Source organism: Bacillus cereus group sp. Bce019, from assembly GCF_051781745.1.
Classification (GTDB): domain Bacteria; phylum Bacillota; class Bacilli; order Bacillales; family Bacillaceae_G; genus Bacillus_A; species Bacillus_A cereus.
The window spans coordinates 86,989-113,269 of the sequence record NZ_JBPWJX010000007.1 but is presented as its reverse complement, the minus strand read 5'-3'; the positions used below and the strand labels follow the sequence as shown (position 1 = coordinate 113,269).

The following is a 26,281-nucleotide window of genomic DNA, read 5'->3' as shown; positions in this document are numbered from 1 at the left end:
ATGCCGCATAGGCATACAACCTTTTATTTCGTATATCGATACACAATTGATTCATATGGTCTTAAGTTAAGTTTTGCAATATCCTTGCTGGCATCTTTATAATTCGACAGTAGTACTTCTTGTTTCATTCCATCTAATTGAACGTGCGCTTGTACAGAGTACGTTATTTCTTCTCCATAGAAGTTATTGATAACAAGTAATACCTCATCATTTACAGTACGTGTATATGCCCAAATCTTAGGATGATTTTCATCCAAAATAGCATATTCTCCTTCTGTAAGAACATCATACGTTTTTCTAAGTTCTATTAACTTTTTATAATGATAAAATACGGACTCTTTATCTTCTAATGCCTTCTCTACGTTTATTTCTTTAAAGTTTTCAGCCACTGAAATCCAAGGTGTACTTGTTGTAAAGCCACTGTTCATCTCTTCATTCCACTGCATTGGAGTACGGGAGTTGTCACGAGATTTTTGCTTTAAAATCCCGATAATCTCTTCTTTTGATAGCCCTTCTTTTAGCTTTATATCGTATATATTTAACGATTCCACATCACGATATTGCTCGATGGACTCAAATTTAGGATTCATCATACCGATTTCTTCCCCTTGATAAATATAAGGCGTTCCTTGCAGCATGTGCATGGCTGTCGCTAACATTTTTGCAGATTCGTTTCGGTACTTTCCATCATCACCAAAGCGTGACACGATGCGAGGCTGGTCATGATTACACCAAAATAACGCATTCCATCCTCCGCCTTTTTGCATTTCAATTTGCCAGTTAGACATAATCTCTTTTAATTTAATAAAATCAAACTCTGCTTTCGTCCACTTATCACCATTCGGATAATCTACTTTTAAATGATGGAAACTAAACGTCATGCTTAATTCATTACGCTCAGGATTAGAATATTTAATACAATTATCAATTGTCGTAGATGACATTTCTCCAACTGTAATTACATCTTTTCCTGCAAAAACATTTCGGTTCATCTCTTGTAAATATTCATGAACACGCGGACCATCTGTATAATACTTGCGTCCATCACTTGTCCCAGTACTACCTTCATCGTTTAAGAAGCATTGGTCTTTTGAAATTAAGTTAATGACATCTAATCGGAATCCTGTTACTCCTTTATCCAGCCAAAAACGCATCATATCATATACTTCTTCACGAAGTTTTTCATTTTCCCAATTTAAATCAGCTTGTGTTTCATCAAATAAGTGTAAATAATATTGCTCCGTCTTCTCATCATATTTCCAAGCAGATCCACCAAACTTAGACTGCCAATTATTTTTTTCATCACGCCAAATATAGTAATTACGATATGGACTATTTTTATCTTCCTTCGCTTCTTTAAACCACTTATGTTCAGTCGAACTATGATTTACAACAATATCAAGCATAATCTCAATGTTACGTACTTTCGCTTCTGCTAAAAGTTCTTCAAACTCTTCCATCGTTCCGTAAGATGGATCAATGCTGTAGTAATCACTTACATCATATCCATTATCATTTTGTGGTGATTGGTATATCGGTGTTAACCAAATATAATCTACTCCGAGTTCTTTTAAATAATCTAGTTTCTCTGTAACCCCTTTTATATCACCGGTTTCTTTATTGTAATAGCTATTAAAGCTCTTCGGATAAATTTGATATACTACACTTTTATGCCAATCCTTCATGTTTAACTTCCTCCTACTTCTGTTTGACTCTTTTTGCAAATAACCAAGTTAAAGTAAATGGGATTACAACTGCAATAATCATTCCTACAATAAATATTGGAATCGATTTCGGAATAATAGAAATAAATGCTGGCAATCCGCCAATTCCGATAGCAGGTGCTAATACACCATTTAATGTAATGAATATCGCTGCCACAGCAGACCCTATAATCGCTGCATAGAACGGGAACTTATTTCGTAAATTCACACCAAACATCGCTGGTTCTGTAATACCGAAGTATGCTGAAATGGCTGATGTTGATGCCATACTTTTATCATTTTGATTTTTAGAAATCCAGAACATCGCAAGTGCCGCACTACCTTGCGCAATGTTAGAAAGAGCGATCATCGGCCAAATAAATGTACCACCATGTTGTGCAATCAATTGTAAATCAATTGCAATAAACATATGATGCATACCTGTAATTACAAGCGGTGCATATAACGCTCCAAATAGTACTGCTCCAACTACTGGTACTGTTTCATATACACCTACTAATCCTACTGTTAATAAGTCTCCAATATGACGTGTAAACGGACCGATAATCCCTAATGCTAACACACCTGTCACAACGATTGTTGTAATTGGTACAACTAATAATTGAATTGCATTTGGTACGTGTTTCTTTAAAAAGATTTCTACTTTACTTAATACAAATGCTGCTACTAAAACAGGTAAAATTTGTCCTTGATACCCTACCTTTTCAATTTGAAATAATCCTAAAATATCGAAGTACTCAATCTTTTGACCATCTAAACCAGTTGCTGCTTTTCCGTAATCCCACGCGTTTAATAGAGCTGGATGCACAAGCATTAATCCCATAACAATCCCTAGTATTGGACTACCACCAAAACGCTTCGTTGCTGACCACCCGACAAGTGCTGGTAAGAATACAAATGCTGTATTGGCCATCATATTAATTAAATCCCAAAGCCCGCCTAAGTTTGGATAAACATCTAATAAATTTTTCCCATCAAAAAATAAGTCCTTTGCGCCTAATAGATTGTTAATACCCATTAGTAAACCAGCTGTTACGATTGCTGGTAATATCGGCATAAATACATCCGAAAATATTTTCACAAACTTTTGAGCTGGATTTAACTTCTGATTTCCAGAGTCTTTTACGTCAGCTACAGTTGATTCTTTCATGCCTGCAAGCGTTATCAATTCAGCATAAACACGATCTACATCCCCTGGACCAATTACAATTTGAAATATCCCAGCGTTATGAAACGCTCCTTTCACTAATGAAACAGACTGTAATTTATCATTATCTATTTTACTTTCATCTTTTAAAGCGATACGGAGTCTCGTCACACAATGTGCAGCTTGTTCAATATTGTCTTTCCCACCAATATACTGCAACACTTCCTCTGCTGTTTTACGATAGTCTTTCCCCATATTCCCGTCCCTCTTTTCTTTTTTTGATACCGTTTACAATTACATATTAACTCGTATATATAAGTTAGTCAACACTCGTATATACGAGTTTGTGTTTTTTTATAAAAAAAAAAGAGATGAAACAATATTTTGTTCCACCTCTTTACTTCCTGCGTGCCACATCCGAAAAGTGAAAAATATCTAAACGGTGGCGTGATTCTGTATATTCAAACTGACTTCCATCATACAAATGTGTAAAGTTTTTCACAACGACAACATAGTCTGTTCCATTTAAATCTAAATACTTTCTGTCATCCTCTGTACATGGCTGTACTTCTATTACCCTCTGCGAATAACTAATATGTAGCCCAAGCTCTTTCTCGATGTATTTATAAATCGATGCAGTTGCAATTTCTTTCGTTAATCCTGGAATAAACTCAGATACAAAATGATTTATATCTAAAATTACTTTTTCTCCATCAATATTTCGTACACGTTTAATATGGTCAATCTCTGTTTTTTCTTTTACATTTAATAATTTCGCAATGTCTTTTGTGGCTTTTTCTTTGTCCATTTCCACAACTTCCGTAATACAATGACGTCCTAAACGTTCATTTTCTTCTTGGAAACTTACAATACCGCCAAAATTAAATTCAATATTTTTTCGCTTTAAAACAAAAACACCTTTTCCATGAATTTTTTGCACATATCCACGCTCTTGCAGTAAATCTACAGCTTTTCTTACCGTGCCTCGGCTTGCCTCATACTGCTTCATTAATTCTGTTTCTGATGGGATTTTGCATCCCTCTTTTAATTGTTTATTATCAATAGATTTACTGATTTCTGTATAAATTTGTTCATACTTACTCATCATCTACAATAGCCCCTTGTCACCTTCTAATTCTATATGTATTATAACATGCTTCACTCTTCTGCCAATCTCTCACTTATTTTCCAGTACAAGAAAAATATAGGTAAATATTTAATCTTTAAAACGTATTTTTATAAAAATTTTTATATTTTTCTTTTCATTCAAAAAAACATGTAGTATACTAACTTCAAAATCAGAGGAGAAAGGGAGCAAAGAACTATGCTTACTTATACAACAACTGTAGTTACATTTGCACAAAAACATCATCATCATACGTAACCCTTGAAACCTAGCGGAAAAATTACGCGTAGGTACAAGGGTTATTCCCGTTGTACCTACGCTTTGGCGAAAGAGCCATGTAGGTATTTTTTTATCTACATGGCTCTTTTTTTATTGTCAAAAAGCTAGTAAAAAATGATGTTTAAGCAAAACTTACTACAAAGGAGTTAACAAAAATGGAAACGAAAAAATGGGGATTATGGGTTTTAACAGCATTTGTTATCGGGAATATGGTTGGCGGTGGCGTATTTATGCTTCCAGCAAATTTAGCACAAGTATCAGGGCCAATGGGTTCTACACTCGCATGGAGTATTACAGGCCTTGGCGTATTTATGATTGCACTTGTATTTGGAAATTTAGCGGTTCGGAAACCAGAATTAAAAGCTGGACCACAAAGCTATGCTCAAGCGATGTTTCCTTCAAAAAAAGCTGGTAAAGTTGCAGGATATAGTATGGCATGGGGATATTGGGCTGCTAACTGGGCTGCAACAGCATCTGTTATTATTTCCTTTGCTGGATATTTATCAACATTCTTTCCAGTTTTACAAAGTAAGCAAATTCTTTTTTCAATAAATGGATTTTCACTGGAACTCGGAAAAGGATTAACTTTCCTCGTATGTAGCCTTATGCTGTGGGGAATTCAATATATTCTTTCTCAAAATATTGATCGAGCTGGAAACATGAATCTACTTGCTACCATTGCAAAAATTATCGGATTTACAATGTTTATTGTAATTACATTATTCATTTTCAACGCCTCTAATTTCGGAGACGGTCAAACCTTTATGAATGAAGCAGGACAATCAATCTCATTAGGTGGACAAATCAATTCAGCTGCTATTGCAACACTCTGGGCATTTATCGGTATTGAATCAGCAGTTATGCTTTCTAATCGTGCAAAATCACAACGCGATGTAAAAAAAGCTACGATTTTCGGATTAATTATCGCTCTTCTTATTTACATGTCAATTACTTTACTTACAATGGGAGCTCTTCCGCAAGATGCTTTAAAAGAGTCTCAAAAACCATTAGTAGACGCATTAAATTTAGCAATTGGAAATAAAGGTGCATATATAATGGCTTTACTCGCTCTTATATCTTTATTTGGATCTACAGTTGGCTGGATTGTTGTTAGTTCAGAAGTACCTTACCAGGCAGCAAAAAATGGACTTTTCCCTAAGTTTTTCGGGAAAACAAATAAAAAAGGTAGTCCTTCAAAATCATTATTGATTACAAATGTAATGACGCAAATTTTCTTATTTTCAACGATTTCTGGGACTGTTTCAGAAGCGTATAGTTTCGCTATCGTCGTAGCAACATTAGCCTATTTAATTCCATACCTTGTTTCTACCTTGTACCAATTAAAATTAGTTATTACAGGAGAAACGTATGATATACTGCCAGGATCTCGAGTAAAAGATGGAATCATTACTACATTGGCGTTGGTATACTCCATTTGGGTTATCAAAACGGGAACTGCTGATTTAAAAACGTTCTTCTTAGGAATTGGATTGTTCGTATTAGGTCTTATTCTTTATCCAGTACTAATGAAAGACTCACAAAAAACGGATTAAATAAAGAGAAGCTGCTGGCTTCTCTTTTTTATTAAAAATCTGTAATTAACTTTTCTTTTAGCTCTCCTACAGATAAAGGTTTCGCATAATAAAATCCCTGTACATAATCACAGCTCATTGATTGTAACAAACTCTCTTGCTCTACTGTTTCTACTCCTTCAGCAACTACTGCTAAATTTAAACTATGAGCAATTTCAATAACGGATTTTACAATCGTTCGTTCTGGTTGTGCGTGATCATAATGAAATTCCCGAATAAAATTACGATCAATTTTTACAATATCCAGTGGTAGTTGTTTTAAATAATATAAGGAAGAATAGCCAGTCCCGAAATCATCCAAAGCAATTAAAACACCCATATTTCTTAATTCTTGTAATGTAGCAATAATATAATCAAAATGACGGACTGCAATGCTTTCCGTTATTTCTAATATTAAACGGTTCGGAGGAAAGCCAGTTCTCTTTAAAATGCTACGTACTGATAAAATAAAACGTTTCTGCATTAATTGTTGTATAGATAAATTCACAGATAACTTTAGTCCTTCTTGATAATTCGGCAATGTTTTAAACAAGCGACATGATTTTTCTAATACCCAGTCTCCTAGTTTTATAATTAGTCCAGACTCTTCAGCTACAGGGATAAATTCGCTTGGTGAAATAGGTCCGTCTTCTGTCATACAACGTACTAGAGCTTCTATACCAGAATATCTCTTCGTTTTCAAATCAATAATAGGCTGCAATGCTACATCTAACTCTTCATCACGAATTGCCTTTTGCAAAGCAAACTCAACTTTCATTCTACGATTTATTTTCGCGCGTAGCTCATCTGTAAAGAAACACGCAGCGTTTCTCCCCTGTTCTTTTGCACTATACATAGCTAAGTCAGAGTTTTTCAATAACGTTTCCACATCTTGTCCGTCTTGTGGATAAGAACAAAGTCCTAGACTAGCTGAAATGTATACTTCATGGCCTTCCAGCATAAATGGTGCCTGAAAACATGACAACACAGATGTCGCTAACTGACTCATATCATCTTGTCTATGATTTTTTGTTAACAGCACAAATTCGTCGCCACCTAGCCTAGCCAGAACATCTTTCTCTCCTAGTACATAATGCAACCTTGAAGCAACTTCACTTAAAAGTAAATCCCCTATCATATGACCTAATGTATCATTTACTAATTTAAAACGGTCCAAATCAAAGTAAATCATACCAAATTCTTTTTTATCTGCAATCAATTCGTTAACGGTCGTTATTAATTGTAAACGGTTAGGCAAACTCGTTAAAGCATCATGATAGGCAAGTTCCCTATAACGACTTTCACTTAGCCGCAATCTATGTTCCGCTTCTTTTCTACTACTAATATCATTTCGAATTGCGATAAACTGGTATGGCTCTCCTTTTTCATTTAAAAATGGAACAATTGTTGTTTTGACCCAATAATATGTACCATCTTTTGCTCGATTCCGAATCTCACCTGTCCATACTTTCCCATTCAAAATACGCTTCCATAAGTCTTGAAAAAAGTTTTTTGGGTGATGTCCTGAATTTAAAATACGGTGATCTTTTCCAATTAATTCTTCTCTTTTGTATTTAGAGATTTCACAAAATTTATCATTTACATATGTAATAAGACCTTTTCGATCTGTAATTGCAACAATTGAAGACTCATCTAATGCTAACTTTAAATCTCGCAATGAAGAGTCATATAATGCATGACCTCTCTGTTCTAGCATGCGCATCTCTCCTTGCTTCTATCTGACTAAAACACAACCTGTTTCTCTTCATAGAAATAGAGATATTTCATTTTCTAATACTAGCCCATTACATAAATTATCTTTTTGAATAGACCGATTAAAATAACATAATATTATTTGTAATAAAAAGCAATATTATACCGTTCTAATTATAAATAGTAGCTTCTCATCTCCCTAATTATTTCGTACCTTATTATACTGCAATCCCTTTAAGTGGCTCTATGCAAGCCTTGTTTCCAACTAATACCACTCACATCTGATCTCTTTGTTTTTAATAACGAAATAGAAATTAGAACATACTACATAACTATTCACGAATAATAATATAAAACTCTACATCAATGTATATGTTTTTGAATTACAATAACAAAATATTAACATATTTTCACCTTAATTTTGGAAGTATTTTATAAATAAATACCGTATTAAACTAAAAAAGAGGATAGCCTCTTTTTTAGTTTAATACGAATATGGTATTTGCTGATAACCTGGGTATGGCATTGGATACGTTACAGGGTATGGCGACGGATAAGCTACTGGATATGGAGCCGGATAATACCCTCCACTTGTTGCACCTGTTAATGCACCAGCCGTTAGTCCGCCTAACACTCCTCCTGCAAAGCTTCCAGGGAAAAATCCGCCTCCCCATGAACTACCACCACCCCAGCCCCATCCGCCTCCGTGATGATGATGGTGATCATAGTGATTGTGTCCTCCATGGTGATGATGTCCACCGTTATGATTGTGCCCACCATGATTGTGTCCTCCATGATGATTTCGATAATACAATTCATTATTTTCTATATAATTCATGTTTCTCCGCTCCTTTTCGATTTTTTCATTTTCATATGCGTTAAGAGTGGGATAAAAAATGGGATAGTACACTGTATGTAGGACAAATGCGGAAAGTATAGGTGAAATGTCTATATTTTGTAAAAAAAGCAAAACACCTTATAATAAAGATGTCATATTACATCTTCTATTTAAGAAGTCTATATTGAAAAAAGATTAGGGGAATTATATAGAAATGAAGAAGCCTATCGTTCAATTACTATTAATATTTACAATTGTATCTATCGTTCTGTTCCTATTAAATACATCGTATATCTCGTTATATACATTTGTCGGTGCTCTATGGTCCATCACAATCGTAGGAATTTCATTCGTTATTTTTATAGAAAATAGATCTCCACAAAGTACATTAGCATGGTTTTTAGTATTAGCACTTCTTCCTATTATAGGTGTGCTTTTATACGCTATTTTCGGACGCAGCCGCTGGAGAAGAAAAAAACATCTCCATCGTTCAGAAGAACAAAGAAAATTATTCCGTGAAATATTAGAAGGAAGAAGACTAGAGTTATTACTCACAGTCCCACTAAATGAACGTTCCATACATTTAACAGAAGTCATACAAAAATTTGGAGGCGGTCCTGCCGCAGATAAAACAACTACAAAACTTTTAACAAACGGAGATCAAACATTTTCAGAAATTTTGCGAGCTATAGAGCAAGCAAAACATCATATACATATTCAATACTACATTTATAAATCTGATGAAATTGGTACAAAAGTTCGAGATGCTTTAATACAAAAAGCAAAAGATGGTGTTATTGTACGCTTCCTTTATGATGGTCTTGGAAGTAATACGTTAAGAAGACGATTTTTGCAACCTATGAAAGAAGCTGGGATTGAAATAGTAGAATTTGACCCTATTTTTTCAGCTTGGTTACTTGAAACTGTCAATTATCGTAACCATCGAAAAATTGTTATTGTAGATGGAGAAATTGGTTTTACCGGAGGACTCAATGTCGGTGATGAATATCTTGGCCGTTCCAAGAAATTTCCTGTTTGGCGTGATAGTCATTTAAAAATAGAAGGAAAAGCATTATATAAATTACAAGCAATCTTTCTAGAAGACTGGCTCTATGCCTCTAGTGGTTTAAATACTTATTCCTGGGATCAATTCATGAATAGACAATACTTCCCAGGTAAAGAGATTTCAAATGCAGAAGGTGCTGTTCAAATCGTAGCAAGCGGACCAAGCTCCGATGATAAAAGTATTCGTAATACATTATTAGCTGTTATGGGCTCTGCAAAAAAATCCATTTGGATCGCTACACCCTACTTTATTCCAGATCAAGAAACTTTAACATTATTACGCTTAAGTGCAATTGCCGGAATAGATGTACGGATTTTATATCCAGGTAAAAGTGATAGCATCATTAGTGATCAAGCATCTCAATCCTATTTCACTCCGCTTTTAAAAGCTGGTGCTTCTATTTACAGTTATAAAGATGGTTTTATGCATGCAAAAATTGTACTCGTTGATGATACAATTGCAACTATTGGAACAGCGAACATGGATGTACGTAGCTTTGAATTGAATTACGAAATTATTAGCGTACTTTATGAATCAAAAACAGTTCACGATATTAAACGTGATTTTGAAGATGACTTTAAGCATTCTACTGAAATTAAATGGAACGCTTTCCAAAAGAGAAGTATCAAAAAACGAATATTAGAGTCTTTTATGAGGCTCATTTCTCCTTTACTGTAGGCAATCAACTTCATCTTGATTGCTTTTTCTTTTCCCTTTATCCTCCTTCCTTTTCTTTGCATACCATATTAAAACAAGTTATCATAAGATGTATTACTTTATGAAAATAATGTTAGGTGGGAAATACATGTTAGAACAATTTCATATACATGCTGATTTAAAACAACAGCTTTCTACGATTCATGAAAAGAATAAACAAGAAGCTGGTGAAAATGCACATTTAATCGGAACGAAAATATATAAAGCGTCTGATAATAGCATTATTGAAGATGCGATTACAGCACTTCTTCTTGGCAAGAACATTCTATTAAAAGGACCGACTGGTAGTGGTAAAACAGTACTAGCGGAAACTCTTTCTTCTTTATTCCAAAAACCAATGCATAGCATTAACTGCTCTGTCGACTTAGATGTAGAGGGTATTTTAGGATACAACACACTACAAACGAAAGATGGTGCATCTGAAGTTTCATTCGTTAACGGTCCTCTTATGAAAGCAATGAAGAACGGTCACTTCCTATATATTGACGAAATCAATATGGCAAAACCTGAAACTTTACCGCTACTTCACGGCGCATTAGATTACCGTAAAATGATCACAAACCCATTTACACAAGAGGTTGTATACGGTGATGACGAATACCGTGTAATTGCTGCGATTAACGAAGGTTACGTTGGAACAAGTGAGCTAAATGAAGCATTAAAAAACCGTTTCGTTATTATTGAAGTTCCTTACATTCAAGGTGACACACTAAAAGAACTATTATTAGCAGAATCAAAATTAAATGATGTTGCAACAATTGAAAAGTTTGTTGCATTTGCAAGCGACCTTATGCCTTTAGCTCGCGATGGACGTGTAAGTGAAGAAGCAGCAAGTATTCGTGGTATTATCGATGCATGTGATTTAGGTGTATATATTCCTGTTATGCGAGCGATTGAACGAAGCATAATTGCAAAACTTAATGATGAAACAGAACAAATGACTGTCCGTGAATTAGCAGAAAGTTATTTCTTTGAGGGATAATTTATGAGACAAATTTTTAGTGACAAAAAAATTGATGCGTCGCTGTTTCTACAAATGGAAAACTTAATGTATGCCCTTCTAAAAGAAGACGATGCCTATCTTGAATATGGCTATAAAGCATACTACGACGAAATTGAAAAGAAAGTTGTCATTAGTCACTTTTGGGATGATCGAAAAGAAGAAGATACAGTAATCGGATTAAAAAGCGAAGTGTTCTTGAAAGCACTTGGTAATAAACATTACTCGGACATGACTTTAATTCGTTCTTATGCGATTGAATTGCAAGAATCGCCCCTAAAAAAGTTTTTAACACAATTATTTGTTCTATTAGAAGATTTACGCGTTGAGGAAATCGTAAAGAACTTACGTCCTGGCACGAAACATGTTTTTAAACGTCGAAAAGAAATGTACCGCAACTATTTCGGCTCTCAAAATGAAATAAATCGCGTTCGTAATTATCACGGTGATCGTCTATTTTGCCTATGCTATCTTTCATTAACGAGCGATAAATATGAAATGTTTAATAATGAATATTTTGAGCAAATTGAAGCGATTTTACATGAAACATTCCAAGCACGTAATACAGAAGATATTATGTATATCGTTGAGAAAATTCGCTATCGCTTAGAGGCGCTTCTTGAAAGTGATATGCTTAACAACTATTTCGGACATGCCCCACTTTACTTATCTGTCCTTGTAGACGAAAAGAACTGTCGTGTTGAAGATTTAGCAAATGATGATACGCAACTTATAGATGACGATGAAAATAAAAACAAAATGGATGAAAGTTTCTCCACATGGCATCGTGAAAATAAAAATAACGAAAACGAGAACTTTTTACGCTTTGAATTAGAAAGCGGAACAAAAACTAATATGATGGGTGATACTGCCCGTGAATCAGAAGATGGCGACCAAGCACTTGGTTCTGTACAAGGTACTTCACAAAAAAGTACACAATCCAACTTTGATGGCGCTGATACAGAAGAAGCAAGGGCTTCTCACGCTTCTAGCCAGCACGACGGTGCATACGGTAAGTATAATGTAGGTGCTTCTCATACATTTAAAGAAGCTCGCAAACCAAACTCAGATGAGAAAAAAGATTACCAAGCTATCAAATCAGTCGTTAATAAAGATGTAAAAGAATTAAAGAAAATTATCGAAAAAACAATTGAAAATAAAACGAATGCGAATAGCGATAAATATTACGGAAGACTTCGTAAGAAATTCCTTCGTATTTATACCGAAAAACAACCGCGTATGTTTTATAAAAAAGGACAAGAGTCACAAGAACTCGACGTTGCATTCCAACTGTTAGTTGACTGTTCTGGTTCTATGTATAACAAAATGGAAGAAACGAAGAAGAGTGTTGTACTATTCCATGAAGCTTTAAAATCTTTAAAAATCCCGCACGCTATTAGCGGATTTTGGGAAGATGCCTCTAGCGCTAAACCTGAAGATAAGCCGAACGTTATCCATGAAGTTGTAAATTATAAAAACTCAACGTTACCAAACGTTGGTCCAGAAATTATGCAACTTCGTGAAGAAGAAGATAACCGCGACGGATATATTATTCGTATCGTTTCTGAAAAGCTTGCCAAAAGACCTGAAAAACATAAATTCTTACTAGTCTTCACAGACGGTGAGCCTTCTGCGCTAGACTATCAACAAGACGGAATTTTAGATACGCATGAAGCTGTTAAACTCGCGCGTAAAAGTGGTATGGAAGTAATCGGTATCTTCATCGAAGAAGGCGAAGCGAAAGAAGCAACTTATCAATTGATGAAAAACATTTATAACCATCACTTCTTAGTTGCAAATCACGCTGAAGATTTACGACTGAAGATTAAACCATTACTGAAAAAATTATTACTGAAGACGATTGAATAGAAAATAGGAGCCTTGTGGCTCCTGTTTTTTCGTTCAATTACTTTGTTTCTGGTTGAAACTTGTATGGAATGGCTACTTCTAACAAATATTCAAATCCTCCGTCATAGTATGGGAAGCGCTCATTCGCAATTGTTCGATCCACCCACTCTACTGCAGAAATTTCACCTTCATCTTCCGCAATAAGTTCACCTTTTTCTACATTCGCTCGGAATGTAAAAAATAGCGCATGATTCCCTGATTCTTCAAAGAATTTTTCATTGATCGCAACAAGTCCACCTAACGTAGCAGTTAAACCTGTCTCTTCTTTCACTTCTCTTATTAGTGCTTCCTCTAATATTTCACCTTTTTCCACAGCCCCACCTGGCAATGACCAAACGTTTTGTTCTACATTATGTACCATTAATATTTTATCTGTTTCTTCGTCATGTATTAGTGCATATACGACATCAACTCTTTGCATGTTGCTTTTCTCCTTCAATTAACTCATCCATTGTAAATAAAGAATGTAGTTGTAAACCATCTGCTAATAAGTTTTCTCTTCCCTCTTTCGTTCGTTCAATCACACCTAGAACATGATGTACTTTCGCACCTAGCTCTCTTAAATCTTTCGTACTTAATAATATTTGACCACCTGTCGTAATAACATCCTCAACAACACAAATATTTTTCCCAGCAATATTAACGCCTTCTGCTAACTTACATGTGCCGTACTTCTTCGCTTCTTTTCTTACAAATACGACCGGTATACCTGTTTGTAAAGATAATGCTGTTGCTACTGGAATTCCTCCCATCTCTAAACCTGCTAACACTTCTGTTTCAGGAGGAATTTGCTCTTTTAATCGCTTTACAATTTCTAATAATAGTACTGGATTAGATTCGAATAAGTACTTATCAAAATATTGATTTGATACTTGCCCTGATCGAAGCTTAAATGTTCCCGTTAAACGTGACGTACTGTAAATTTCCTTTGCTAATTCCCATTTCTCCATTCTCTGTCTCCCCTTTACACACAAATTAACTCATTCTATCACATTTGTAATTATTTGTATATTCCCAAAATACAAATAAAAAGAGCCGATTCCTAAGAATCGACTCTTCCTATTAATTCATCACTAACTCAGCTGTGAGCTTTTTTTTTAATTTAGCCAACATGTCAGTTGTCATTTTGTCTAAATCGTATTCTGCTTTAAAGCCCCACTCTTTCATTGCTGCTGTTGCGTCAATAGAGTTTGGCCAGCTATCAGCGATTGTTTGACGAGCTGGATCTACTGCATAATCCATTGTAAACGTCGGAATGTGTTTACGAATTGACGCTGCAATTTGCTCTGGCTCGAAGCTCATTGCTGTAATATTAAATGCATTTCTATGCACTAGCTTACTTGGATCAGCTTCCATTAATGAAATGATCGCTTGTAAAGCATCAGGCATATACATCATGTCCATGTACGTTCCTTCAGCAATGTATGAGGTGTATGCACCTTTTTTAATCGCCTCATAATAAATTTCAACTGCATAATCAGTCGTTCCGCCTCCTGGAGGAGCTACGTAAGAAATTAAACCTGGGAAACGGACACCGCGCGTATCTACGCCAAATTTTTGATGATAATAATCACACAGTAATTCTCCTGCTACTTTGTTTACCCCATACATCGTAGTAGGACGCTGAATTGTATCTTGCGGTGTATTATCTTTCGGCGTCGATGGACCGAATGCACCGATAGAACTTGGCGTGAAGAACTTACAGTTTAATTCACGAGCTGCTTCTAGAGCATTTACAAGTCCACCCATATTTAAATTCCATGCAAATAACGGATTTTTTTCTGCTGTTGCTGAAAGTAAAGCTGCTAAATGAATAATTGTATCTACTTCATTACGCTTTGCGATATCATGTAGTTTTTGTCCATCTGTTACATCTAACGTTTCAAATGGACCAGACGTTACTACTTCACTATCTGTTTCACGAATATCTGTTGCAATAACATTTGATGCGCCGTATACATCACGAAGTTTCATTACTAGTTCAGAACCAATTTGCCCTAAAGAACCGGTTACTAGAATTTTTTTCATTTTCCCCACTCCTCATTTGCAAGCTATTCAAAAGATGTCGTTACTTAAATGATGCCCATTTCTTTTCCTACTTTTTCATACTTATGAATTGCTTCATCTAACATTTCTTTCGTATGAGCTGCTGTAGGCATATTACGAACGCGCCCTGTTCCTTTTGCTACAGTTGGGAACACGATAGATTTTGCGTATACACCTTCTTCATTTAGACGTTTACTAAATTCTTGTGTTAATACTTCGTCCCCAATAATACAAGGTGTAATTGGCGTTTCACTTTCCCCAATGTTAAAGCCAAGTTCTTTTAATCCTTGTTTCAAGTAGCGGCCATTTTCCCATAAGCGATCGTGTAACTCTGTGCTTTCCATTAAGATTTCAATTGATCTCATGCAAGCTGCTGCATCAGCTGGTGTTAATGCTGTAGAGAATAAGAATGGACGTGAACGAACTTTTAACCAGTCAATTAAGTTTTGTTTCCCTGCTACATATCCACCAATTACCCCAATTGCTTTTGATAATGTACCAATTTGGAAATCAACTTTATCAGAAAGACCGAAGTGCTTTACAGTTCCTGCACCTTTTCCAAGTACACCTGAACCGTGTGCATCATCTACGTATGTCATTAAATCTAACTCTTCTGCAATCTCAACAATTTCTGGTAGTTTTGCAACATCTCCATCCATCGAAAAGACACCGTCTGTAATTACCATTAATTTATTGTAAAGACCTGATTCTTTCGCCGCGATTGCTTTTTGGCGTAAATCTTCCATATCAGAATGTTTATAAACAATAATTTTTGCTTTTGATAGACGACTACCGTCAATAATAGATGCATGATTTAATTCGTCTGAAAGAATCGCATCATTTTTATCCATAACAGCTGAAATCGCTGCCATATTACAGTTAAATCCTGATTGATAAGCAATTGCTGCTTCTGTATGTTTAAACTTTGCAATTGTTTCTTCTAACTTAATATGCAAATCTAAAGTACCGTTAATTGTACGAACAGCCCCTGCTCCAACACCGTACTTATGAATAGCACCAATTGCTGCTTCTTGCAAACGGCTATCTGTTGCTAATCCCAGATAGTTGTTTGAAGATAAGTTAATATATTCTTTTCCGCCAATTGTAATGATCGGTCCATTTGAACTCTCAAGCGGATCAATTACGTTATAAAGCCCCTTTGATTTTAAATCCTCTAAATTTTCTTCTAAAAATTTCGCAAGTGTTTTACTAGACATCGTGAAGCCTCCCATCGTTCATGTAAGCGGATTATTGTCTTAATAGTTCTAATAATCCCTCTACTAGCTTAACACGTTTTCAGAATTTATTATAGAAAAATAGTTTAAAGTAACCGCTTACAATTCTAGATTATATATGATTCATTACAATAAATCTATCATTTACTTTTCATATTTGATAGAATTAAAAAAATATTTCGGGAGGTTTCAAACATGGCATTTACAGAATCTGATGTATACAATAACACAGCATTTTTCGAACAATATATGAAACGAAGATACCGAGAAAATAGCCCAAATGAATCCATTGAAAAACCAGTATTCTTTCAGCTCATTGGTCATGTACAAGGAAAACAAATTCTCGATTTAGGCTGTGGTGATGCTAAGTTTGGCGCGGAATTATTAGAGAAGGGATGCTACTCTTACACCGGCATTGAAGGCTCCGAACTTATGTATGAAAAAGCTAAAAAACAACTAGAAAATAAAAATGGATCTGTTCATTTTTTAAACCTCAAAGATTATACCTACCCCTCTTCCACTTTTGATTTAGTAACATCTAGACTCGCCTTACATTATATTGAACATCTTGATACTATTTTTCAAAATGTATTTCAAACTTTAAAAACAAATGGCACCTTTACCTTTAGCGTTCAACATCCCGTTATTACTTCTTCATTTGAAAGCTTACAAACAAGTGGTAAAAGAACGAGTTGGCTCGTCGATGATTACTTTAAACTAGGCAAACGGGTTGAACCATGGATTGACCAAGAAGTTATTAAATATCATCGTACAACGGAAGAGTATTTCACATTATTACAGCAAGCCGGATTTACCATTACATCATTAAAAGAAGCTACACCAAATCCAACCTATTTTCAAGATGAAGAAGAGTATAAACGTCGCTTACGTATTCCTCTCTTCCTCTTATTTTCTTGTACCAAATAAAAAAAAACGATGAATCACTCATCGTTTTTTTATCTCATTGCCTGAGCAACTTCTTTAACTACACGTCTTCCTCTTCCGTGAGGGATACAAAGCGGTGTTCCAAACAACGGATCCGTACTAATTTGACACTCCATTCGGAATACATCACGTACTAGTTTCTCATCTACCACTTCTTCAGGTTTACCTTGTGCATATATTTGTTTATCTTGAATTGCTACAATGTTATCTGCATAGCGGCATGCTAAATTCAGATCATGTAATACCATAACAATTGTTCTTTGTTCTGTTTCATTTAATTCGAATAATAAATCTAGCACTTCAATTTGGTGAGTCATATCTAAGTATGTAGTTGGCTCATCCAGTAAAATGATATCTGTATCTTGTGCAAGTGTCATTGCGATCCAAGCACGTTGACGCTGCCCACCTGAAAGAGCATGCACATCACGCTCAGCAAATTCTGTCATACCTGTTGCTGCAAGTGCCTTCTGTACCATTTCCTCATCTTTTTCTGACCACTGTTTCAGCCATGTTTGATATGGATAGCGTCCTTGTTTTACAAGTTGCAATACTGTAAGCCCTTCTGGTGCTTGCGGTCCTTGCGGTAAAATTGCCATTTGACGAGCAATTTGCTTCGTTTGCATACTTTGAATAGCTTGATTATCTAACAAAATGTCACCAGTTGTTGGCTTTAATAATCTAGCTAGTGAACGTAATAAAGTTGATTTCCCGCAACCGTTGGAACCGATAAAGATTGTAATTTCACCTTTTGGAATTTCTAAATTCAACTCATCAATAATAATTGTTTCACCATAAGACAACGTCAAGCCTTTCGTCTCCAATGCTTTTTGCATATTCATCTCCCTTTATGAATTCCGACTTTTATAAAGTAAATAAATAAAATAAGGTGCACCAATTGCTGATGTAAATACCCCTGCTGGAATTTCAAGTGGTGTGAAAATTGTACGCCCTATTAAATCTGCAGCAAGTACTAGAATTGCACCGACAATAGCTGCAACTGGGAGCAATGCACCGTATAAAGAACCAACTAGCCTTCGTGAAATATGAGGTGCCATTAAACCGACAAATCCAATCCCTCCGGCGAAGGCAACTGCTCCCCCAATTAAAGCCGTACTAAGTAATAACATGAATACGCGTGACTTCGTTAAAGGAACACCAAGTCCTACCGCAATATCATCCCCTAGCTCTTGCGCATTTAAATGTCTAGCAGCTATAAATGATATTACCGTTAAAATGAGAACCCACGGTGCAAGTACCATAACATTTTGCCAAGAAGAGCCATAAACGGTACCCGTAATCCATACATTCGCTTGGCTCGCTTGATAAATTGGTGCTAACAACATAAATAATGTTGTTGCCGCCTTCGTTAATGCCCAAAATCCAACACCAATTAAAACGAGAATAATTGGTGATAATCCATCATTTTTCCATGCAAATAAGTATACAAAAACCGCTACAATCGTTGCTCCTGCAAAAGCTGCTAACGGCATATAATGAATGCTTACAGTTAGCGCATTATTTTTATCACTAAATAGCGCTAAAAATAATACAACTGCAACACTTGCCCCGCCCGTAATCCCGATGATATCAGGAGAAGCAAGTGGATTTCGAACGAGCCCTTGTAAAATACAGCCCGCTACTGCAAGCGCAATTCCTACGAGGATAGCAATTAAAATACGTGGCATACGAAACTTATTTACAACCATATTTGACATCACATCGCCATTTCCAGTAATTGCTTGCCATACGTCATAAGGAGCAATTTTCATGTCCCCCATACCTGCGCTCGCAAAGAATAATCCTATTAAAACAACTAGTAAACTTAACAAGACGAGACAAGCTCGTTTATACATTAAAAACGAGAGCTCGCCTTTTCCTATACGAAACGGAATATATTTCTTCATTTGCTAAGCCCTCTCTTACGTGCAATATAAATAAAGAATGGAGCTCCAATAAATGCTGTCATAACTCCTACTGGTACTTCTTGTGGCATAATGACATATCTTGCTGCTATATCAGCCAATATTAGTAGTATTGCACCTAACAATCCGCTATAAGGCACTCTCCATCTGTGGTCAACTCCAACAAGAAATCTCGCAAAATGCGGAGTAATAATTCCAATAAATCCAATTGGGCCAGCAACCGCAACTGAACCACCAGACAACAGTACAATAATAAGTAACACGAACGATTTCATTAAAATTGTTCGTTGTCCAAGTCCTTTCGCGACATCTTCTCCCATCATCAATGTATTTACTTTCCCTGCCATCATAAGAGATGCAATCCATCCTATTAATAAATACGGGAATACAGATTGTAAAATTTCTAACTTTCTCCCTTGCACAGATCCAGCAAGCCAAAATAATACCTCTTCAAGTGCTTTTTCATTTAACACAAGTAATCCTTGTGTTAATGATGAAAATAACGCACTAATTGCGACCCCTGCTAACGTTAACTTAAGAGGAGTAGTCCCTTCTTTCCCTAAAGAACTAGAAGCAAATACAAGTACAGCTGCAACCGCCGCTCCTAAAAAGGCAATCCATGTGAAAGCTAATAATGATGTTACTGAAAAGATTACAATTGCTACAACTATAAAGAACGCAGCACCTGAATTTAATCCAATAAAATCTGGAGAAGCAAGTGGATTCTTCGTTAAAGTTTGCATAAGACAACCAGCAATGGCTAAACTAGCACCAACACTAGCTGCAATTAACGCCCTAGGCAGACGTACATTCTGAATAATAATATGTTCATTGGAACCGTTAAAATGGAAAAAAGCATCCACTGCTAGTTTCCAACTCGTATTTGTATATCCGAAAATAATACTTCCCCAAACACAAATAACGACTGCAATGATTCCAACAAATAATCCAATCCATTTTGCTCGATTTGTTTTTAATAACATGCAGCGTTTCCCCTTCAATGTATAATGATACGTTGTTAGTGTATTTCAACTTAATTCTCATTGTCAACGAAAATGAGAATTATTTTCACCCATATGTATTGACAATTAAAAGATAAAGGCTTAATATCATGCTTGCTATTGAAAAATATTCTCAACATATAGGGGGTACATAATGAATTTCATGCGGAAGAAATCGTTTACAGTATTTGTATTTTTACTAGCATTTTCAATGCTTTTAAGCGCTTGTGGAAAATCAAATAACAAAGAAGAATCTACAAAAGAAGATAATAAAAAAGAAGTGGTTACTGTAGAACATGCAATGGGTAAAACAGAAGTTCCTGCTAATCCAAAACGTGTAGTTATCTTAACAAATGAAGGAACTGAAGCTTTACTTGAATTAGGTGTGAAACCAGTTGGTGCTGTAAAGTCTTGGACTGGTGACCCATGGTATCCACATATTAAGGATAAAATGAAAGATGTAAAAGTTGTTGGTGATGAAGGACAAGTTAACGTTGAAACAATCGCTTCTTTAAAACCAGACTTAATTATCGGTAACAAAATGCGTCACGAAAAAGTGTACGAACAATTAAAAGCAATTGCACCTACTGTGTTCTCAGAAACATTACGTGGTGAATGGAAAGATAACTTCAAATTTTATGCAAAAGCATTAAATAAAGAAAAAGAAGGTCAAAAAGTTGTAGCTGATTACGAATCACGTATGAAAGATTTAAAAGGCAAACTTGGCGATAAAGTAAATCAAGAAATCTCTATGGTTCGTTTCATGCCTGGTGATGTTCGTATTTATCATGGCGATACATTCTCTGGTGTTATTTTAAAAGAACTTGGATTTAAACGTCCTGGAGATCAAAACAAAGATGATTTTGCAGAGCGTAACGTATCTAAAGAGCGTATTTCTGCTATGGATGGTGACGTATTATTCTACTTCACATTCGATAAAGGAAATGAGAAAAAAGGATCTGAACTAGAAAAAGAATATATAAACGATCCTCTATTTAAAAATTTAAATGCCGTAAAGAATGGTAAAGCATACAAAGTCGACGATGTTATTTGGAATACAGCTGGCGGTGTAATTGCTGCTAACCTATTACTAGATGACATCGAAAAACGCTTTGTTAAATAATATTTCCTTAACCAGCTCCCTTCTGTGGAGCTGGTTATTTTTCAATTCACTTAAATGTCACATTATTTCGTTTTGTATTTTTATTCCCAATATGTTATATTGAGAAAGTAAATAGAATATATTTTCTTTATATCAGAATAAATGTTTTAATCTGAATTTTCTGATTAATCACTATTTTATTTTCTTTTAGAATTCAATTATTACATTTGAAAACGCTTATCATCTCGTTTTCAGGGCAAAATACAGTAACGGTCGAAGAAAAATAGAACTTTTTTAGAAATTTTCTTTCTATTTCCATATAATTCTATTGACTTCTAAATATTTTGTAAATTAAAATGATTACATAAATATCCGTTATACAGGATTAGGGGGAAACAAAAATGGATGCAGCTTTAAAATTAGACAAAGCTGGAGAGCAACAATCACCAAAAAAACATCCACCAGGGTTGTACTTGTTGTTCTTAACAGAAATGTGGGAAAGATTTAGTTATTATGGAATGCGTGGCCTTTTAGTTCTTTATTTAACAACTGCTGCGGTTAGTGGCGGGTTAGGATTTGATAAGGCATTTGCAGTGCAATTATACGGTTATTTTACAGCAGCAGTATATTTCATGCCAATTCTTGGCGGATGGCTAACTGATCATTACATTACAAGACGTCATGCCATTACTCTCGGCGGAATTATTATGGCAATCGGTAACTTTGTACTATTCTCAATGAACACAAAAACAGGACTTTTCCTTGGATTAATATTATTAGTTATTGGTAATGGATTCTTTAAACCAAATATTTCTACACTGTTAGGTGAATTGTATGATGAAAATGATTCACGTCGTGACAGTGCATTTACTATCTTCTATATGGGTATTAACGTAGGTGCTTTCTTTGCTCCACTTATTTGTGGATTTTTAGCAGAAGACTTCTTTAAAACAAGCGTTGATGGCGTTATGGTTATGGGATATAAATACGGATTCTTAGCAGCTTGTATCGGTATGATTGTTGGGCAAATTGTTTTCAACTTATTAGCTCCTCGCTACCTTGGTAAAGCTGGAACAACAGTTGTCGGTAAAAAATCAAAAAATCAACCTACAATTGAAAAGAAACCTTTAACAAAACAAGAAAAAAATCGCACTTGGGCAATTGTAATTTTAACTTGTTTCGTAGTATTCTTCTGGGCAGGCTTTGAACAAGCTGGTAGTTCTTTAACACTTTATACAGATAAATTTGTTGATCGTACAATTTTCGGATGGGAAGTGCCAACATCTTGGTTCCAATCCGTTAATCCAGCGTTCATCGTACTCCTTGCACCATTCGTATCTATGCTATGGTTAAAACTTTCTAAATCAAAGCGTGGCGATTTAAAAATACCAACAAAAATGGCATTTGGTATGATTTTACTAGGTATAGGTTACCTGGTTTTAACATTAGCGGTTCTAAAAACCGGAAGTAGTGAAGCTGATATAACTGTTAAAGCAAACTTATTATTCATCGTTATCACTTATATGTTCCATACAATTGGAGAACTATTCTTATCACCAATCGGATTATCTATGGTAAGTGCCATTGCACCTGTTAAATTAGCATCATTATTAATGGGTGTATGGTTAGCTGGTTCAGGTATGGCTAACTGGTTAGCTGGTAAACTTGCTTCCTTTACACAATCATTAGGATACCTTGAAGTATTTGCAAGTATCGGGATTATCGTTATCGTCTTAGGATTTGTACTTCTTCTATGCTCTAAAAAAGTTGCAAGTATGATGGAATAACAAAAAGACGCTTCTAAAATTAGAAGCGTCTTTTTTATTATTTCTCCTCTAAAGCTGTCACGTCCACATGAACGCTCTCACCAGGATTAGATACATCATACACTTGAGCACTCCCCTTCTGCTCATCACAGCTCTCAATCCATACTGGTACGCCCTCATATGTAACGTCAATTCTACTTGAAGAAGATAAGATTTGTTTCACACGTTTCACATCCATACTACTATCCCTCCTTTTGCTTACTAGACTCCTTTCTATTTTTTCTTTTCCTTTTAGAATATATTCCGTAAGGCAGCATGTTGATTGATAGTCATTTCTTCCTCACATGCTAATATTTTCTCTCATATCACCTTTCTGACAAATAAAAAAAGACGTATATCCCACACGTCTTTTTCCATAATATTCAAATTTTAAGAAAATAATGTTTTTACTACCGCACTTACTTTATCATTATGGATTTGATAATACACTTCTAATCCTCGTCTTTCAAAGCGCACTACTTTATTTTGCTTTAACTTCGTTAAATGTTGTGAAACCGTTGATTGCGGAATTTCTAATACTTCCTGTAGTTGTGTTACATTACATGTTCCTCTTTGCATAAGTTCCATTACTAGACGTAGACGAAGTGGGTGAGCTAACGCTCTTAACATTTGTACATCTTCTTCTGAAATACGACATTCGAATTGATTTTGGCTCATAAAGTTCCCCTCATTTTCGTTTTTATTTGCGTTTTTATGTTCTTTTTATTTATTTATATATCTGTTCTTATATTTCCTGTTACGACATAACTTTATCAACCTATAAAGCCGAAAAATTTTTCCATCTTTATCAGCAAAAATTCAGGAAAAAATCCTTGCTGATTTTGAATATTATACTATATGATATAACGAAAAAGCAAAATAATGGCCTACGAATACTTTGCTTGCAAACGTTGTTTTATCAAGCTTTTTGTTATATTTTCACCTCATTGAAACGCACAGTAACGGTATTGTAAAATACCGTCTATAATTGATAACCTATCGTAATGTAGTTGAACTATAATTAACCTCTTTGTTACGCTAAAAGGAATTTTCAGTAAAAAGAGATGATGTGATATTAAAAATTTGTTTCTAATTTTTTATTCGTATTGCAAGCGGTTGGACTGTTGTGCAAAACTTCCTATTTAAATCCACTCACCAATCCTCCCTCACACTAGATCAAATAGGACAGATGAGTTCATATATCAAACTTTATACTCGATATAAAAGATGACATCTAATATACACTTATAGGAAACATGTCAGCTGAATAAGCAAAATAATATGCAAATAGTTTATACAGCACACTTAAATTCATTTGAGTGTGTTTTTTGTCTACTTTATGAACAAAGCTTTTCTTTTAACACTATTATGGAATAATTATACTTTTTTACGTTGACAATAGTGTTGAAGGAGAATATACTAAGCATGTAAGTTGATTGTGAATAGTTTCACAAATAATGTGAATTTCTTCACATATAATAGATAGGAGTTGTCATTATTATGAGTACTTGGACACAAATTTATGACCCATTAAACAATATTTGGTTATCTGCACTAATCGCAGCACTTCCAATCTTTTGTTTCATCATTTGTTTAATGGGATTCAAAATGAAAAGTTACATGGCTGGTCTTTATAGTGTGATTGTCGCTATTATCCTTGCAATATTTGTTTATAAAATGCCAGCAACAGTAGCTGTAGCATCTGCTGGATTCGGTGTTTTATCTGGATTTTATCCAATTTGTACTATCGTTATCGCCGCAATTTTCCTTTACAAATTAACTGTTAAAACAGAGCAATTCAATATTATTCGCGATAGTATTTCAAGCATTACAAATGATCAACGTTTACAAGTATTATTAATCGCTTATTCTTTCGGTGCTTTCTTAGAAGGTGCAGCTGGTCTAGGGGTTCCAGTTGCTATTACAGCCGCACTACTTGTAGGTATGGGCTTTAATCCATTAAAAGCAGCAGGTATTTGTTTAGTAGCTAATATTGCTGGTGGTGCTATGGGTGCTATGGGTATTCCAGTTACAGTGCCAGCACAATTAACTCAACTTGACGCATTAACTATTGGTCGTCAAACTGTTCTTATTTTACCTTTCATTAGTATTATTTTACCTTTCTTACTCGTTTCAATGGTCGATGGAATTAAAGGTATTAAAGAAACTTGGCAAGGTATTCTTGTAAGTGGTGTTTCTTTCGCTATTACTCAATTCGCTGTGACTTACTTCTTAGGTGCAGAACTTACTAATATTTTCGCAGCAGTTGTAAGTATGATTGCTCTTGCATTATTCTTACGTGTTTGGCAACCAAAATCTTCTGCTAAAGAAGAAAAACAAGAAACTAAAGCATCACATACATTCAATCAAATTTTATACGCTTGGTCTCCATTCGTATTCTTAACTGCATTTGTAACAATCTTTAACTTAAAACCGATTAAAGCTTTATTTGCTCCAGATGGTGCGTTAGCAAACTTAGTATTTAACATTCAGTTCCCTGGTCTTCATAATGCTGTTATGAAAACTACACCAATTACAAAAGCTGATACACCTTTCGCAGCTGTTTTCAAATTTGATGTATTCTCTTCTACAACTACTGCGATTGTACTAGCAATTATCGTTTCACTTATCGTTTACCGCGTAAAAGGTAAAATGGTTAAAGAATTAATGATTGAAACAATGAAAGAATTAAAAGCTCCAGTATATACAATTTGTAGCGTTATCGCTTTAGCTTACGTAGAAAACTACTCTGGTATGTCATCTACACTTGGACTTGCATTTTCTTCTACTGGTAATGCATTCCCAGTTCTTTCTCCAATCTTAGGATGGATTGGCGTATTCATTACAGGTTCAGTAGTTTCAAGTGGTTCTTTATTCGCACCACTTCAAGCAGTAACAGCAGACCAGTTAAACATCGTTCCTTCTACACTTGTTGCCTTAAACGTAGTAGGTGGTACAATGGCAAAAATGGTTTCACCACAATCTGTAGCAGTTGCTTGTGCCGCAGTTGGACTAGTTGGTAAAGAATCTGCTCTATTTAAAACAGCAATGAAATACAGTTTAATCTTCTTAGCTGTTATTAGCTTACTTCAATTAAACGCTGTATTTAATATCTTTTAAAAATAAAACACCGATC

Annotated in this window: 22 protein-coding genes; 8 read left to right on the top strand and 14 right to left on the bottom strand. The window is 35.1% G+C overall.

Annotation, left to right across the window (positions count from 1 at the left end; all coding sequences use genetic code 11):
- Window positions 1-23: 23 nt before the first annotated feature.
- From treC to treR, 3 genes are all read right to left on the bottom strand, one after another.
- A complete protein-coding gene (gene treC / locus ACS2QP_RS12700; protein WP_438882474.1) occupies window positions 24-1,685 on the bottom strand; it encodes an alpha,alpha-phosphotrehalase in 1,662 nt (553 codons plus the stop codon).
- Between the two features lie 13 nt (window positions 1,686-1,698).
- Window positions 1,699-3,126: a PTS system trehalose-specific EIIBC component gene (gene treP, locus ACS2QP_RS12695; protein WP_153581949.1), complete on the bottom strand. Its 1,428-nt coding sequence runs from the start codon at window positions 3,124-3,126 to the stop codon at window positions 1,699-1,701.
- 142 nt (window positions 3,127-3,268) lie between these two features.
- On the bottom strand, window positions 3,269-3,979 hold the full coding sequence (gene treR, locus ACS2QP_RS12690; protein ID WP_000987240.1) for a trehalose operon repressor: 711 nt from the start codon (window positions 3,977-3,979) through the stop codon (window positions 3,269-3,271).
- A 452-nt stretch (window positions 3,980-4,431) separates the two neighbouring features.
- Between treR and ACS2QP_RS12685 the strand changes: the two genes are divergently transcribed.
- Window positions 4,432-5,829 carry an amino acid permease gene (locus ACS2QP_RS12685; RefSeq protein WP_153581948.1) on the top strand — a complete coding sequence of 466 codons (1,398 nt, stop codon included), beginning with the start codon at window positions 4,432-4,434 and terminating at the stop codon, window positions 5,827-5,829.
- A 31-nt stretch (window positions 5,830-5,860) separates the two neighbouring features.
- On the opposite strand, the gene ACS2QP_RS12680 is transcribed toward ACS2QP_RS12685, so the two are convergent.
- Together ACS2QP_RS12680 and ACS2QP_RS12675 are read right to left on the bottom strand one after the other, a co-directional pair.
- Window positions 5,861-7,564, bottom strand: coding sequence for a putative bifunctional diguanylate cyclase/phosphodiesterase (locus ACS2QP_RS12680; RefSeq protein ID WP_063225515.1), 1,704 nt, complete (start codon window positions 7,562-7,564; stop codon window positions 5,861-5,863).
- 480 nt (window positions 7,565-8,044) lie between these two features.
- Complete coding sequence (locus ACS2QP_RS12675; RefSeq protein ID WP_332285117.1) at window positions 8,045-8,398, bottom strand: cobalt transporter; 354 nt, start codon at window positions 8,396-8,398, stop codon at window positions 8,045-8,047.
- Window positions 8,399-8,612: 214 nt separating this feature from the next.
- On the opposite strand from ACS2QP_RS12675, the gene ACS2QP_RS12670 reads away from it, so the two are divergent.
- The 3 genes from ACS2QP_RS12670 to ACS2QP_RS12660 all read left to right on the top strand — a co-directional run bounded on the left by ACS2QP_RS12670 (window position 8,613) and on the right by ACS2QP_RS12660 (window position 13,050).
- The gene (locus ACS2QP_RS12670; protein WP_332285118.1) at window positions 8,613-10,142 is read left to right on the top strand and encodes a cardiolipin synthase; all 1,530 of its coding nucleotides are present in this window, start codon (window positions 8,613-8,615) and stop codon (window positions 10,140-10,142) included.
- 127 nt (window positions 10,143-10,269) lie between these two features.
- Complete coding sequence (locus tag ACS2QP_RS12665) at window positions 10,270-11,163, top strand: ATP-binding protein (RefSeq protein ID WP_000892973.1); 894 nt, start codon at window positions 10,270-10,272, stop codon at window positions 11,161-11,163.
- A 3-nt stretch (window positions 11,164-11,166) separates the two neighbouring features.
- Complete coding sequence (locus ACS2QP_RS12660) at window positions 11,167-13,050, top strand: VWA domain-containing protein (RefSeq protein WP_153581946.1); 1,884 nt, start codon at window positions 11,167-11,169, stop codon at window positions 13,048-13,050.
- A 37-nt stretch (window positions 13,051-13,087) separates the two neighbouring features.
- Here the strand turns inward: ACS2QP_RS12660 and ACS2QP_RS12655 are convergent, their stop codons facing one another.
- From ACS2QP_RS12655 to ACS2QP_RS12640, 4 genes are all read right to left on the bottom strand, one after another.
- Entirely contained in the window at window positions 13,088-13,510 is a 423-nt protein-coding gene (locus ACS2QP_RS12655; protein WP_001189941.1) for an NUDIX hydrolase, read from the bottom strand.
- A complete protein-coding gene (gene pyrE, locus ACS2QP_RS12650) occupies window positions 13,497-14,039 on the bottom strand; it encodes an orotate phosphoribosyltransferase (protein WP_006919541.1) in 543 nt (180 codons plus the stop codon). The genes ACS2QP_RS12655 and pyrE overlap by 14 nt, the downstream gene beginning before the upstream one ends.
- A 112-nt stretch (window positions 14,040-14,151) precedes the next feature.
- Complete coding sequence (locus ACS2QP_RS12645) at window positions 14,152-15,117, bottom strand: L-threonine 3-dehydrogenase (protein WP_000723125.1); 966 nt, start codon at window positions 15,115-15,117, stop codon at window positions 14,152-14,154.
- 44 nt (window positions 15,118-15,161) lie between these two features.
- Complete coding sequence (locus ACS2QP_RS12640) at window positions 15,162-16,352, bottom strand: glycine C-acetyltransferase (RefSeq protein WP_017673738.1); 1,191 nt, start codon at window positions 16,350-16,352, stop codon at window positions 15,162-15,164.
- 213 nt (window positions 16,353-16,565) lie between these two features.
- On the opposite strand from ACS2QP_RS12640, the gene ACS2QP_RS12635 reads away from it, so the two are divergent.
- On the top strand, window positions 16,566-17,297 hold the full coding sequence (locus ACS2QP_RS12635) for a class I SAM-dependent DNA methyltransferase (RefSeq protein ID WP_000885972.1): 732 nt from the start codon (window positions 16,566-16,568) through the stop codon (window positions 17,295-17,297).
- Window positions 17,298-17,326: 29 nt separating this feature from the next.
- Here the strand turns inward: ACS2QP_RS12635 and ACS2QP_RS12630 are convergent, their stop codons facing one another.
- From ACS2QP_RS12630 to ACS2QP_RS12620, 3 genes are read right to left on the bottom strand one after another with little or no spacing between them, the layout of a single operon-like run.
- Entirely contained in the window at window positions 17,327-18,148 is an 822-nt protein-coding gene (locus tag ACS2QP_RS12630; protein WP_438882473.1) for an ABC transporter ATP-binding protein, read from the bottom strand.
- Between the two features lie 12 nt (window positions 18,149-18,160).
- Window positions 18,161-19,219 (bottom strand): FecCD family ABC transporter permease, encoded by a 1,059-nt coding sequence (locus tag ACS2QP_RS12625; protein WP_438882472.1) that lies wholly within the window; start codon window positions 19,217-19,219, stop codon window positions 18,161-18,163.
- The gene (locus tag ACS2QP_RS12620; RefSeq protein ID WP_416809503.1) at window positions 19,216-20,220 is read right to left on the bottom strand and encodes a FecCD family ABC transporter permease; all 1,005 of its coding nucleotides are present in this window, start codon (window positions 20,218-20,220) and stop codon (window positions 19,216-19,218) included. The genes ACS2QP_RS12625 and ACS2QP_RS12620 overlap by 4 nt, the downstream gene beginning before the upstream one ends.
- Before the next feature lie 172 nt (window positions 20,221-20,392).
- On the opposite strand from ACS2QP_RS12620, the gene ACS2QP_RS12615 reads away from it, so the two are divergent.
- Together ACS2QP_RS12615 and ACS2QP_RS12610 are read left to right on the top strand one after the other, a co-directional pair.
- Window positions 20,393-21,361, top strand: coding sequence for an ABC transporter substrate-binding protein (locus tag ACS2QP_RS12615; protein ID WP_001010276.1), 969 nt, complete (start codon window positions 20,393-20,395; stop codon window positions 21,359-21,361).
- A gap of 380 nt (window positions 21,362-21,741) precedes the next feature.
- A complete protein-coding gene (locus ACS2QP_RS12610; RefSeq protein ID WP_000338327.1) occupies window positions 21,742-23,127 on the top strand; it encodes a peptide MFS transporter in 1,386 nt (461 codons plus the stop codon).
- Window positions 23,128-23,164: 37 nt separating this feature from the next.
- Here ACS2QP_RS12610 and ACS2QP_RS12605 read toward each other — a convergent pair whose 3' ends face one another.
- A complete protein-coding gene (locus ACS2QP_RS12605; RefSeq protein ID WP_000382679.1) occupies window positions 23,165-23,344 on the bottom strand; it encodes an acid-soluble spore protein H in 180 nt (59 codons plus the stop codon).
- Window positions 23,345-23,535: 191 nt separating this feature from the next.
- Complete coding sequence (locus ACS2QP_RS12600; protein ID WP_000081428.1) at window positions 23,536-23,823, bottom strand: ArsR/SmtB family transcription factor; 288 nt, start codon at window positions 23,821-23,823, stop codon at window positions 23,536-23,538.
- A gap of 822 nt (window positions 23,824-24,645) precedes the next feature.
- On the opposite strand from ACS2QP_RS12600, the gene ACS2QP_RS12595 reads away from it, so the two are divergent.
- Window positions 24,646-26,265 carry an L-lactate permease gene (locus tag ACS2QP_RS12595; protein WP_078421549.1) on the top strand — a complete coding sequence of 540 codons (1,620 nt, stop codon included), beginning with the start codon at window positions 24,646-24,648 and terminating at the stop codon, window positions 26,263-26,265.
- The last annotated feature ends 16 nt before the right edge of the window (window positions 26,266-26,281 follow it).